Source organism: Nostoc sp. MS1 (assembly GCF_019976755.1).
GTDB lineage: Bacteria > Cyanobacteriota > Cyanobacteriia > Cyanobacteriales > Nostocaceae > Trichormus.
The window spans coordinates 5,908,875-5,922,118 of the sequence record NZ_AP023441.1 but is presented as its reverse complement, the minus strand read 5'-3'; the positions used below and the strand labels follow the sequence as shown (position 1 = coordinate 5,922,118).

The window sequence follows — 13,244 nt, the reverse complement described above, 5'->3', positions numbered from 1 at the left end:
TGAATATTTTTATGATGAAAAGTGATTTCCATAAAATAAACAATATTTGACCTCAAAACAGTATTAAGATTCAAATCAAATTTTACTAACAATTTAAAGATTTGATGAATACCAAAGAAAACCGTGAAAAAACTTAGTTAGTAAAGTTACAATTCGACTTAGACAATTAAATGCACTGTTTATACTAAGTAAAAATGATCTTATGTACTAAAAAAGTATCTACGTAAAACCAGAAGTTTAGAAGATTATATACTCGCATCAATGCTTAGAAAAATATGTGTTACTACCAGGTTAATTTGCTAAAAATTAAATACTCATCGATAAGCACTATAGTACTAAAGCATAAGAATCATTAATAAAATTTATATTTTTAACTAAAAACGCAAATATACCAGATAACTTCGAGCTTACTTTACAAAAATTACTAAATAAATCATGCACATTCTCATCTACTCTTATAACTACTATCCAGAGCCAATTGGCATTGCACCTTTAATGACTGAACTGGCGGAGGGTTTAGCAGAGAGAGGGCATCAGGTGCGCGTGATTACAGGAATGCCTAACTACCCCCAAAGGGAAATTTACGATGAGTATAAGGGTAAATGGTATGTTACAGAGCAAAAAAATGGCGTGACAATTCAGCGCAGTTACCTACGAATTAAATCTAAACCCAACCTGATAGATAGATTATTACTAGAGTTAAGTTTTATTTTTACTAGCTTACCCCAAGCCTTTAACGGTAAAAAACCAGACTTAATTTTGTTAACCGTACCCCCACTTCTAGTTTCACTCCCAGCCACCTTACTTGGTTGGATTTATCAGTGTCCTGTAGTGTTAAATGTACAAGATATCTTACCGGAAGCAGCCGTGCGCGTCGGGCTGATGACCAATAAATTAATGATTCGCTTTTGCGAAATTATAGAAAAGTTTGCTTATAAACATGCTACTAAGATTAGTGTGATTGCTGATGGCTTCCGTGATAATTTAATCGGTAAAGGGGTAAGTGCTAAAAAAATTACTTGTATTCCTAATTGGGTGAATGTAAATTTTATTCGTCCCTTAGCTAAGAAAAATGCCTGGAGAACAGCCCACCAACTAGATAATAAATTCGTGGTGATGTACTCTGGGAACATCGCACTCACACAAGGTTTAGAGACTGTCATCGCCGCAGCCGCCTATCTGCGTCACATTCCAGATATTAGCTTTGTGATTATTGGTGAATCAACAGCCTTGTCTAGATTACAAAAATATTGTCTATCTTGTGGGGCTGATAATGTTTTACTCTTGCCGTTACAGCCTAGAGAACAATTACCACAAACTTTGGCTACTGCTGATGTCAGCTTAGTAGTCCAGAAAAGCAATGTGATTGCTTTTAACATGCCCTCCAAGATACCACTCGCATTAGCTTCAGGTCGTCCGATTATAGGTTCAGTACCAGCATCTGGGACAGCCGCCAAAGTTATCCAAGAAAGTGGCGGCGGGATAATTGTAGAGCCGGAATCACCAGAAGCTTTAGCAGCAGCAGTGTTGGAGATGTATAAAAATCCTATACTAGCCGCAAAATTAGGCAATCAAGGAAGAAAATTTGCAGAGGCCTATTTTTCTTTTGAGCAAGCAATTGAGCAGTATGAAGACTTATTTTTTGAGTTATTGGGTAAGAAAAGGCTCAAGCTGGCTCCTGTGGCAAAATTGAGTCAGCAAGAATCTGTTAAGATATAAGCTCTATAGTTAAGGTTAGGGAATAGTCAAATGCAGTTTGCGCCTCTGTTCCCCATTATTCATCGGATTCTTCAGCCAAGTTTCCCTAGTTGTCTTTGGAATGGAGAACCTACTACCAAAGCGATCGCTTTAACTTTTGATGATGGCCCCCATCCGCAATACACCCCAGAATTATTAGCAGTTCTAGATCGCTACAACATCACTGCTAGTTTTTTTTGGTTGGGTGCTTGTGTTAACCGTAACCCTAGTATTGCCAAAGCAATCTGCGATCGCGGTCATTGGATAGGCTTACACGGTTACGACCATCGCTCCTTTCCCATGCTATCGCCCATCGAACTCAAAGACAGTCTAGAAAAAACCCAGGCTGCTATCTATGATGCTTGTGATCTCCCGGCGGAAAAAGTGCGTGATGTCAGACCACCCAACGGGTTATTTACACCCAAAACCTTAAACCTATTGCAGCAGTGGAAATATCGTCCAGTCATGTGGAGTGTTGTTCCTGAAGATTGGGTCAGACCCGGAGTCAAAGAAGTAGTACAGCGAGTTCTCAAGCAAGTGCAGAACGGCTCATTAATTGTGCTACATGATGGTGCTTGTGGTGGACAAGAAGTAGCCGCAACAATTCAACTATTGATCCCACATCTGCTAGAACAAGGCTACCAATTTATAACTGTTGATGTTTTTTGGCGACAATTAGAAACTTTGTAAACTCGCGTGCATGAAATTTCTATAAGATTTTTTCCATATCATAGTAGGGTGGGTATTTCCCACCCCACGCTTAAGCTTTAAGTGTACTAACTCTATTCCTAAATATTAACGACTAACCATTACTAGGCAGAAGCTTAGTATTGGTCAGCTATGACACTTATAAGTTTCAACGCTAGAAACTGATTTCTGGTGCTTTTGGATGTTGAGAGTATCCAGCCTCAAAACGGCTGGTTGAGGTCGCCTCTTCAGTTCCTAACAGATGATGAATGTCATTTAGAGAAGTTGGTTTAGTGACAAATTCCTCTGTTAATTCATCTTTATACTCAATCAGGTCTTCTACTTGACAATTCAAGGCTTTACAAAACCTAATAATTCTTTCAATATGGTCTGTTCCAGTCCGGCCACTTTCCCAGTTTTGAATAGTGCTTTCAGTCACACCAACAAGACGAGACAGTTCCAACTGAGTTAATCCTGCTTTTTCCCGCAATAATGCGATTCTTGGTTTTGGCTTTTTTTTCACAGCTACAGCACTTTAACTTAACCTATAGTGCTAGATCCTAGCACCAAAGAAAACCTCCATTATCAAATTACAAAAAAAATTAGACTCCTCTGTTTTTCTAAACACCAAATTATTAAAATATCTTAATTTAATTATGAATTTTGTCTTAATTTCCAAAATTACATCACATTCATCAGTTATCATTTGCATTTTATACAGTAAATCTTATAAATGTTCTTAGATTATTTTATCTCTGAACTAAGTAAATAAGTAAGATAATTCAAATTATATTAAGAAATGTGAAATAAACTCAAATCCTCTCATTTCCTACCTTGTGCCTTATCCGACTACCAATAATTACATCATTCTACTTAAAGGTGGGAGCTTGTAATTGACTTTCTAAATCGATACGTAACCACAAATCAACAAAAGACCAGATACAAGACTGATGACTAACTGTAATAAAATTTTCTGGTTTATGAGTAACTATCGCATCTAATTGGTAATGGCTCAAGCAAGCCAACTCAACGGCCGATTCAAAATCATTGAGAAATAAATAACGTGATTGTTGTAGTACACCTTCGTCAAGAGTACAAATTTCTAGATGTTCTTGCAACCATTTAACTACAATCTCAGAAATATGACGATTTTTTAAACAGTAGGTATAAGTAGAAACTTTTTGTAAACCAACATCTGTTAAGTATAAGCGAATAGAATGGTGTGATTTATCTAATAGTGCTTTGACATCGCCAACAAATTCAGTACGATTCATTACAGCATCTAATATTAAATCCGTATCAAATAAGATTTTGTACATTTTTCTCTTCTCATGTAAGGTCAGCAATCAATATCAAAAACAAGTAGAGTTATTTATCTGACAAGACAATCAGTTATTTTGTTGTTATTCAGAGAAATGAAAAGTTATTCCTAAAATAAACCCATTTCTTTAATACAAGCTGCAAAATACTAGTTTCCGTAGCGATCACAAATAAAAAATGAGACAGGCTAAAGTACCGCAGATGTTACTCTCCGGTTGATAGAACTGAGGAACTACGGCGTTTCCAGGATGTGAAACGTCGTGTTCTGTTCTGTCAAGTCTCATCTATAGTATTTATAGTTTTTCTCCCTTCGATATTATGCACCTGTCAGGGAGAAAGGCTAACAGACTCAAAGCTGGAGTAGTATATTCTCATCAGACATACAGAAAACTAACAATCGACTCACAGTTAAAAAGAGATGACGAGAGAGAATTGTTAGTAGTTCCAAAATGGCATTAAATTTATTACCTACTCCAAGTAAACTCCACAACTAGCAGATTTTTACTCATTCATATTGCGATAGGTAGCAACGGCGGAAGGCGATATACGGTTGAGATAACGGAAGATCCAGTATTTAAAAATAGTATCCAAAATTACGGGGAAAGTAGCAATGAATAGAAAGATAAAATCTCTATTAGCTGGTAGTCCCCAGTGACGAGATAAACCTTCTAAAATCACTTCCCAACCATGAGGAGAGTGAAATCCGACGAATACATCAGTAAACAAAATAATGATAAATGCTTTGGCACTATCACTTAAGCCATAGACTACATTATCAAAAAATTCTTTGAGTACCGTAATAGCAGGCTTACTCACAACTAGCAGCCAGATAAATGCACCCACAGAAAAGATATCAGCAAAAACATTTTTAATTGCATTTGAGCTTTCCCTGCGGAACTCTGTAGCAATTTCTTCAGCCTTTTTTCTCACTTCAGTTTCTATAGCTTCAGCAGAAAGAACCGGTGCATTACTAATTAAGCTTTCAAATTTGAGTCTTTCTTCAAATCTATGCAACGTTGATAAGGCTTCTTCCTCCATCTCAGAATTTAAAAATACCTGCTCTACTTCCGCAGTTTGAAACTGTTGAAAAATTGGCCCAACAATTAAAGCTTTTGCTAACTGATGGGTTAAAAGAGGTACTATAATTAGTAAAAGAATAAATCTAATTGATATAATACTTCTTCTTTGAGCTTGCCGAAAATTATTCACAACATCTTTTTCGGCATTGGGATCTAATTCAATTTGCAATCGTCCAATAGTACTTAAGATAGAACGCGGCAAAACACCTGTTGTATCTGCTTTACCTTTTGGTCTTTTTTTCTGGTCTGTTCTCCTAACTATTTGTGGGGGTGATGTTGGGGTGTAAGTACGCTCAACTAAATTATGTTTATCAATTTCATTTCTATTTACAGGATAGGTAAGTGATTTATCATTAATTGGCGCTGAGTTAGTTGTTGTAATTGGTGAGCTTGTAACTTCAGATGGGGCAAGTTCATCATCAGGGATGGTATATTTGGAAATTATGTCATCAATAAATTTTAATTTTTCTAAAACAGCAACCGGAGTAGGATACTCTATACCCACTTTACGGGCTGCTTTTTGATTAGACTCATTCGAGAACCAACGACTGAAGCGAAACTCAGTTAGCCGCATTCTAGCTATCTTCAATTGTTGGGCTAAATCAGCAGCAAAATAATCCATCACACTGCTACTGTAGATGGGAGAATCCAGGTCTATTTTGTTACCATTAAAATGTTCATTTTCTAAAGCTCTAATATTTAATGCAGCTTTGTATGCTTCTTCTAGAGAACGTTCTGGAGTGCGTAAATACCATCGATAAAGTGATAACAGATAGGGGTAAACTTTTTCGTCGAAAATTGTATTCCTCATTTTAGTTGTTGACTCTTAATTATTGAATGAGTGAGGTTTGATAATTTTAAATTAACGCAATAAATATACTAACAAATCTATCGAGGAGATATTTTGTGGTTTCTCATTCTATTTGGATTGTTGGGGGTAGCCGCAGTGGTAAGACCACTCGTTTGGTAGAACAATTCTGTTCTTGGGTAAATACTGGTCGGGGAGTTCATGAATTATTTTATACTAAAAAAGCAAAATTAAAAGCAAGCACTTCCGCATCTTTATCTTTAGATATTCAACAAGCTAAACCCGGAGTATTAGTTTTAGCGGCGAATGATGATAATCGCAGAGAACTGGGTGATATAATTGTTACTATAACTCAAGGAAAATACCCAGTTAGGGTAAAAACTCCATTAGGTTTTTTTCAAGATGATATAGTTTTATTTTGGCCATTACTGACTCAATTGCTGAAGATAAAGGCACAATTTCCTGTAAGATTGCGTCCAGAAAGTGAACAAGAACTAGCAACAAAACTCTGGCGATCGCAGTTAGATACAGAAATCCTACGCCGTGCAGGAGTAAATGAGTATCGCTTAGTCAGGCGTATTTTAGACTTGATGCAGTTAGCCGCATATAGTGGTACACCCTGCGAAAATATTGCTGAGGTTTTGCAAACAGGACTAGAAGATAATAACGTCGATTTAGAAGCCCAATTCTTAGCATCTTTATTACTAGATTGGCGTAATTGGTGTTTAGAGCGGGGATTTTTGACCTATGGTATTATTACTGAACTTTACGGGCAACACCTACTAAATCATGAGAATTACCAGCAACACCTAGCTAAAAGATATCAAGCGGTGATAGCTGATGATGTGGATGAATATCCGGGTGTAGTACGGAACTTATTCGAGCATCTGTTAGACCAAGGAGCGATCGCCGCCTTTAGTTACAATCCTGATGGGGGGGTGCGGCTGGGATTAGGAGCCGACCCCGAATACATGGCAGGTTTAGCAAAACGCTGTCGAGTTGAAACCTTGACAGGTGTAACAGCATCTTTAGCTGATAGGCTAGTTGGGCCAATGGTGGAATCACTCACCGAACCCATGTTTTTGTCTGGTTTACCGCCGATGGTCAAGTCAATTCAAACCACATCCCGCGCTCAACTATTACGCCAAACCGCCGAAGTCATTGCCAACGCCATCAAATCGGGAGATGCACAACCAGAACAGGTAGCAATTATTGCCCCAGGTTTAGATGCGATCGCCCGTTATACAATCATAGAAATTCTTACTAAGCAAAATATCCCCGTTGAATCCCTCAACGACCAACGCCCTCTGATTAGCTCCCCAGTCATCAGAGCATTACTCACCATGATGGCGCTAGTCTACCCAGGTTTGGGACGCTTGGTAGACAGGGATGCAGTAGCGGAGATGCTAGTAGTCCTCAGCCGCAAACCAGAACCCCCAGAAACCCCTGCTCCACTCCCTACCAATATAGACCCAGTAAGAGCCGGATTAATTGCTGATTACTGCTTCGTTCCCCATCCTGACCACCCCAACTTGCTACCTGTCACCAGCTTTGAACGCTGGGATCGCATTGGTTACGCTGCCACCACAGCCTATGGTGAAATATTACAATGGTTAGAAGAACAGCGATCGCAACAAGAACTCCGCCTCATCCCCAGCCCCATCTCCCTTTTAGATAGAGCAATACAGCGCTTTTTGTGGAATGGGAGCAACCTCCCCTATGACCAACTAGCCGCCCTGCGAGAACTATTAGAAACAGCACAACATTACTGGGAGATTGATACGAGGTTAAGGCAAAGTAGGGGAGCAGGAGAAGAATTTCTCAGTCAACAGTCAACAGTCAACAGTCAACAGTCAATAGTTAACAATACTATCGCCGAATTTATTCAACTACTGCGCCGGGGTACTATCACAGCTAACCCTTACCCCCTACGTGCCATCGGCTCAGTGAGAAAAGCTGTCACCCTAGCAACTATTTTCCAATATCGCGCTAGTAGAAGATTTCACGAGTGGCATTTTTGGCTTGATGCTGGTTCGCCTCTGTGGGCTAAGGGTGGTGCAGCAACCTTGTTTGGTGCGCCGTTTTTTCTACAAGATAGGTTGGGACAGCCTTGGACAGCAGAGGATGAGAAATCAGCAGAACAAACCAGACTTCAAAGAATTTTATCTGACTTGCTATCTCGCGTATCCCAGAGGATTTATCTTTGTCATAGCGATTTAGCCGTCAATGGACAAGAACAACTGGGGCCTTTGTTACCCTTAGTCCATGCTGCTGTATCGATGGAGTTGGACACTGAGAGTTTAAATGCTGTGGGTTAGGAAGTTCACAGTTGACAGTTGTTTTTCTCCTCTGCTTCTTCATCTTTTCCCTTTTTATCGATATCGACTTCAGTGGTACTACTATCCCATCTTTATATACTGCTATCAATAATAATTTAGTTAATAAAAAACTAAGAAAAAAATTGATTTTTTAGCCAATATAGCTTACACCATAAGTCTTTCAGCAGGAGCGACCGCGCACCTTTCTTGCGCTGTCGCGGCTTATAGTTACAGTTATGAAACAAATAATAGAAAATGTCAAACAAACCATAGCGCAAAAAACAATGCTTTGGTTTTATCCAATTGTACGAGAACTACAAAAATATCACTATAGTTTGGCAATCAAATGGGCAATAGAATGTTTAAAAATATATTCATCAGAGATGAAATCAGACAAACTCTTCCTCCTTAATAAATATATTCAGCAAGCAATGTCAGAGCAAAATGTTCTAACTCCTTTACAGTGTTATGAAATTGGTCGAGAAATATGGTATTTGCCTGAAAGGGAAGAAATACAAACCGCTATAGCTCGACTGTGGTGGTCTATCGAAGCTTTTAAAAATGAAGAAGAACATCTTGGAATAATGGAAACTACTGCGGCTGTTGAATTAGTATTACCTGATATATCAGATCATCATTTACTAGATCAATATCTAGAAGCTGCTCTAAGAATTTATGAAGAATACTCTTCACAAAACCAGGCGTGTGAGTAATAGAACTGATATCCTAAATTTTTGAGAAGTTTTATGGGCGCAGAACCTTACTGGTACTATACCGATTATCAAACGGATCTTAACTTAGCATTGGATATGTTACGAAAACGTGAGTTTCAGGCAGGTCGTTATAATCCTGCAATACCATTGCTCGATTTTCCCATCACGGAAAGTTCCCCATCTCCTGGAGCGCAACATCCATCAATCGAAGCAGCATTAGAAGCCTCTGATGTTGATGGAACACGTTCAATCCTTGATATTCTTCGAGTTTCTGATACACCATGTCCACTTTCAAGAGATGAGTTTAAAACAGCGTTACGCGGAGGAGAAAATCAGGAAATAATTGGAGAAATATTTAACACCGCTTTTCCGCTCCCTTCAGCAGAACTCCTTGCTTTATTCGGCACTGAGCAACCTACCCATAAAATGATTGAATCTGTCATTTTGGGCGACACAAATATTGATGCAGCAAATGCTTTTTGGCACTCTATTAATAGAGGTACAGCTAGATATATAATCGTCTACACCCAAAATCAACCCAGTGAGATTTTCTTTATAGGTTATTCTTTTGATTAATAGCGATACCATCTGGATCTAAAGTAGCGAAGAATCTAAAACCCAATCACAGAAACAGCCTTTCGCTTCTGCTCTGGCGTAACCTCCAGATAACGCTGCAACGTTCCCAGGTCGCCGTGGCCTGAGATTTCTTGAATAATTCTCAAAGGTATCCCCGCGCTCGACATCTGCGTGAGGGCAGTTCGCCTAAACGAATGGGTGCTGACTCCTTCTACCCCGATGCGGGAGCAGGCAGAGCGTAAAATCTTGTCTGCCATGAATCGGGTCAGACGCTCAGTTACACCACGCTTGCCGGGAAACATTACCGCCCCTAATGGTTGGTAATCAGCCAATATTGCTGATAGCGGTGGTGGAATATCTACAATCCGTGTTTTGTACTTGCCTTTCGTGGTACATTTTCGGAAAGTGATGGTTCCTGATTTGATATCAGTCATGTTGAGAGCCAACGCTTCTGATACGCGACAACCAGTAAACAGGCAGATGCCAAACAGTGCGCGATCGCGTGGGGTAAGAAATCCCTCGCTGAACAATCGCCTTAGTTCGTCTTGGCTTAATATTTTGCCTTGTCCGTTGCCGTCTACCTTCATTTTTCACACCTTCTGGGCATTACACCAAATGCTGAAAACGTGTAATCAAAACCCCAAAGTATTGTATCAACGTAAGCGTCCGCAACGCGATAACAAGCCTAAAAATTAAACTTATCATTCACAACCGCTACAAGCCTCATTCTTTCATTGAACTATAAAACCTGCTTATGGAGTCTGCACTCGTACCACCATCAGGTATGGTCTGCCCCTGGCTTGGGAGCAGACGCATCTATTCCCCTACCAATGTTAATGCTTGATTGATAACGCGGTCAGATAAATACATTCCACACAGGCGCAATTGTTCTAGAACCGGACGTGCCGCCGGAATTACCCCTCTTTGTTTGGCAGTAATCACAATACCTAATGTTCCCCGTACAGGAATACCCAAGGTGGCAGCACAACGACGGGCGGCTAAATCATCCAGAATTACCTCTGTGCCTGGATTTGTGTACCCCCATGTCAATACGGCTGATTCACCTAGCCCTAAATCCCAACTGAGAATCACATTGGGGACTGGTGGTGTTTCTTGTACAACCAACCAATCGGTATTGTTGAGCGCAACTGCTGTTACGTCCGTTTCCCCATACTCTCTAATTTCTGTGGCCACAGCCGATGGAACAATAATTGATGGGCTAATGAGGCGTAACAAATCTACCTCACCGCCCTTGGTCAAAAAAATTAGTGGTGATGTGTTGATAGCAGGCAGTTCAGCCACGGTTTAACTCGCGTTGCAAATCATCTATGTCAACAGCAAAGACATCTACTTGTTCACGGGCGAGGACGGACAGAAAGTCTCGGCGGTTTAACCCGGCAACACTGGCGGCTTTCTCCATTGATATTTCCTGCTTCTGATACCAGTAGATAGCAGCAGCAAGACGCATATCTTGCACAAATTCTTCTGGACTTAGGCGACGGGCGCTAAACACGTCTTCTGGCAGGTTAATGGTCACTGACGACATAGTTTATGTCCTAAATGGCTTTGGCTGTTGAAGCGGCATTAATTAATGATATCAACCATTGCTTTAGACACTGCTATAAGTCTTTTTCTCCTTCAACCAAAGGGAACTTTTTTTTCGGAATTGGCTTGCGTGGAGGATTGCTACGCACTCCATTTCCCCCAATATAATCTTTCTAAGATGGTCGCTGTGATTCTTTTTAGACTCTTGCTGGACTGCGGTTATATTTCTCAAACAGATTTTTCTTGCGATCGCAGAATACGGGAAATTTTCAGTACATTAAAGATGTATATAAAAACTCACACTTACCATCAATGGCACTATTTGGATTTGGTAAAAAACTAGAAATGCCCACCCCTGAGAAAGCTTTACCAGGAAGGGCGCAAACAATGCCAGTACCGGCTCACCACTATGTCAACAACAACCCATTAAAACCACCTTTCCCCGAAGGACTAGAAAAAGCGGTATTTGGTTTGGGCTGTTTTTGGGGTGCAGAACGGAAGTTTTGGCAACAGCCAGGAGTCTATACTACAGCCGTTGGTTATGCTGCTGGTTTGACACCCAACCCCTCCTATGAAGAAGTATGTTCAGGGTTGACAGGTCACAATGAAGTTGTATTGGTGGTATTTGACCCCAAAGTCATTAGTTACACCCAATTACTCAAAGTTTTTTGGGAAAGCCACAACCCCACCCAAGGAATGCGCCAAGGGAATGACGTAGGTACTCAATACCGTTCTGGTATTTATGTCTACTCCGACGAGCAAAAACAGGTAGCCCAAGCTTCACGCGATGCTTATCAGCAAGCTCTGAGCGACGCAGGCTATGGGCAAATTACCACAGAAATTATTGATGCGCCTGAGTTCTACTACGCCGAAGCCTATCATCAACAATACCTAGCTAAAAATCCCAATGGTTATTGCGGTTTAGGTGGGACGAATGTTTCTTGTCCTGTGGGTGTGTTTGAGTCTTCGGTGAATGGGTAGAAGTTGGGGATGAGGGAGTGGGGGAGTGGGGGGAGTGGGGGGAGATAAAACTTTCTTCACTCTCAACTCAGCACTCATCACTCATCACGCGCTAAACGCGCCGCTACCGCTAACAGCAATCATCACTCACCACTCCCTACTCAGCACTCCTACAAAATTGATTTGAGGAATACAAGCGCACCTGCCCACAACATAATACTAACGGGTGCGCCGATTAAAATGCCGGCGATCGCCCAGCCTCTTTGATGGGCTTGGAAATGTTCGATACTGCGCCAGCGTCTACTTTTCCAAGCCCATTCGTTACCTTTTGCTCCCAAGGCGATCGTTGTAATCCAACCAACTTGAGGTATAAAACAAAATAAGCCTACCCAAACTTGATTAGTCCATAACCATACCCAAGGTAGTAAAAATGCGCCCCAGTTCCATCCCAAAATTTCTTCCGGCACTTCTTCATGAATATTATTGATGCCACAACCGGAATTATTAATGAATTTTTTTGCTGGAACTAGACGCTGATCTTTGGTTGATTTAACTAAACCAGATTTGAGGGTATCTAAGGCTTGACGCGCATTAGTAAAACGTTTTTCTGGTGCTGGTTCTGTAAGTTTTTGTAACCATCCCATAAAACCAGGGCTGAGATTCACAAGATTGGTAAATTGTAGGCGTAAATCTTGCTGGGGTAATTCAGCCGGAGGAATATTAGTTAACAGATGAATTAAAGTTGCTCCCAGTGCATATAAATCTGATGCGGGAACAGCACGACCACCGTATTGTTCCATCGGTGCATAGCCGTAAGTACCGACAACGGTAAAGGTTACGCCTTCTTTAGCAGCTTTGTCTTGAACTGCACCAAAATCGACTAAATAAATATGCTCATCCTCACCCCAAATTAAATTGCTGGGTTTAATATCTCGATGTAAAACACCTGGGTTTAACTCATGTAAATATATAAGAATTTTTAACAACTCAGCCGCAATTTTCTTCGCTTGCTTTTCCGTAAATCGTTTACCATCAGCCAATTTTTCTTTGAGTGATGCCCCTGGAATATATTCCTGTACCAAACCAAACCACAATGAGCGGTCATCAATACAGAAATAATCAATATATTGAGGAATGCGGGGATGATTAAGGTGCTTGAGAATTTGTACTTCCCGCTCAAAAAGTTTGAGGTCATCCCACTGGACACTACCACCAAAAGCCAGGAGCTTAACCACAACTAGCGAATGTTCAGGATCAGCAGCTTGTAAATCTTTAGCCAGCCAAGTTTGGCGTATGCCATTGTTACCTAGTTGACTTTGGACTTGATAACGGTCGTGCAATATTTGTTCTAGTTGCAGCATCTAGACACCTGCTATCAATTTACGTAAAAGTAATTCCCCTAATATATTTAGGATAGTCAAAAAATAAGGGAGTCGGCAGTGGAAAGTAGCTACTAAGGAGTTAGTATTTCTTAATTTTGAATCGATATGCCTTCTACCGT

General features: G+C 40.4%; 13 protein-coding genes. 6 read left to right on the top strand and 7 right to left on the bottom strand.

Going from position 1 to position 13,244, the window contains the following annotated elements; all coding sequences use genetic code 11:
* Nucleotides 1–435: 435 nt before the first annotated feature.
* On the top strand, nt 436–1,719 hold the full coding sequence (locus NSMS1_RS25485) for a glycosyltransferase family 4 protein (protein WP_224087465.1): 1,284 nt from the start codon (nt 436–438) through the stop codon (nt 1,717–1,719).
* 30 nt (nt 1,720–1,749) lie between these two features.
* Nucleotides 1,750–2,427, top strand: coding sequence for a polysaccharide deacetylase family protein (locus tag NSMS1_RS25480; protein WP_224087464.1), 678 nt, complete (start codon nt 1,750–1,752; stop codon nt 2,425–2,427).
* 172 nt (nt 2,428–2,599) lie between these two features.
* On the opposite strand, the gene NSMS1_RS25475 is transcribed toward NSMS1_RS25480, so the two are convergent.
* From NSMS1_RS25475 to NSMS1_RS25465, 3 genes are all read right to left on the bottom strand, one after another.
* The gene (locus NSMS1_RS25475; RefSeq protein WP_224087463.1) at nt 2,600–2,947 is read right to left on the bottom strand and encodes a helix-turn-helix transcriptional regulator; all 348 of its coding nucleotides are present in this window, start codon (nt 2,945–2,947) and stop codon (nt 2,600–2,602) included.
* A 346-nt stretch (nt 2,948–3,293) separates the two neighbouring features.
* Entirely contained in the window at nt 3,294–3,743 is a 450-nt protein-coding gene (locus NSMS1_RS25470; protein WP_224087462.1) for a PIN domain-containing protein, read from the bottom strand.
* 502 nt (nt 3,744–4,245) lie between these two features.
* On the bottom strand, nt 4,246–5,634 hold the full coding sequence (locus NSMS1_RS25465) for a proton extrusion protein PcxA (RefSeq protein WP_224087461.1): 1,389 nt from the start codon (nt 5,632–5,634) through the stop codon (nt 4,246–4,248).
* Between the two features lie 95 nt (nt 5,635–5,729).
* Here NSMS1_RS25465 and NSMS1_RS25460 point away from each other — a divergent pair, with 95 nt between their 5' ends.
* The 3 genes from NSMS1_RS25460 to NSMS1_RS25450 all read left to right on the top strand — a co-directional run bounded on the left by NSMS1_RS25460 (nt 5,730) and on the right by NSMS1_RS25450 (nt 9,238).
* Nucleotides 5,730–7,949: a recombinase family protein gene (locus NSMS1_RS25460; RefSeq protein WP_224087460.1), complete on the top strand. Its 2,220-nt coding sequence runs from the start codon at nt 5,730–5,732 to the stop codon at nt 7,947–7,949.
* Nucleotides 7,950–8,185: 236 nt separating this feature from the next.
* A complete protein-coding gene (locus NSMS1_RS25455) occupies nt 8,186–8,662 on the top strand; it encodes a hypothetical protein (RefSeq protein ID WP_224087459.1) in 477 nt (158 codons plus the stop codon).
* A 33-nt stretch (nt 8,663–8,695) separates the two neighbouring features.
* Nucleotides 8,696–9,238, top strand: coding sequence for a hypothetical protein (locus tag NSMS1_RS25450; protein WP_224087458.1), 543 nt, complete (start codon nt 8,696–8,698; stop codon nt 9,236–9,238).
* Nucleotides 9,239–9,273: 35 nt separating this feature from the next.
* Here the strand turns inward: NSMS1_RS25450 and NSMS1_RS25445 are convergent, their stop codons facing one another.
* From NSMS1_RS25445 to NSMS1_RS25435, 3 genes are all read right to left on the bottom strand, one after another.
* Entirely contained in the window at nt 9,274–9,825 is a 552-nt protein-coding gene (locus tag NSMS1_RS25445; protein WP_224087457.1) for a tyrosine-type recombinase/integrase, read from the bottom strand.
* A gap of 229 nt (nt 9,826–10,054) precedes the next feature.
* The gene (locus tag NSMS1_RS25440; protein ID WP_224087456.1) at nt 10,055–10,540 is read right to left on the bottom strand and encodes a DUF3368 domain-containing protein; all 486 of its coding nucleotides are present in this window, start codon (nt 10,538–10,540) and stop codon (nt 10,055–10,057) included.
* A complete protein-coding gene (locus NSMS1_RS25435) occupies nt 10,533–10,784 on the bottom strand; it encodes a UPF0175 family protein (RefSeq protein ID WP_224087455.1) in 252 nt (83 codons plus the stop codon). Before NSMS1_RS25435 ends, NSMS1_RS25440 begins: the two co-directional genes overlap by 8 nt.
* Before the next feature lie 311 nt (nt 10,785–11,095).
* Between NSMS1_RS25435 and msrA the strand changes: the two genes are divergently transcribed.
* Nucleotides 11,096–11,764 (top strand): peptide-methionine (S)-S-oxide reductase MsrA, encoded by a 669-nt coding sequence (gene msrA, locus NSMS1_RS25430; RefSeq protein WP_224087454.1) that lies wholly within the window; start codon nt 11,096–11,098, stop codon nt 11,762–11,764.
* A gap of 149 nt (nt 11,765–11,913) precedes the next feature.
* Here msrA and NSMS1_RS25425 read toward each other — a convergent pair whose 3' ends face one another.
* Entirely contained in the window at nt 11,914–13,104 is a 1,191-nt protein-coding gene (locus NSMS1_RS25425; RefSeq protein ID WP_224087453.1) for a serine/threonine protein kinase, read from the bottom strand.
* Nucleotides 13,105–13,244 lie beyond the last annotated feature (140 nt).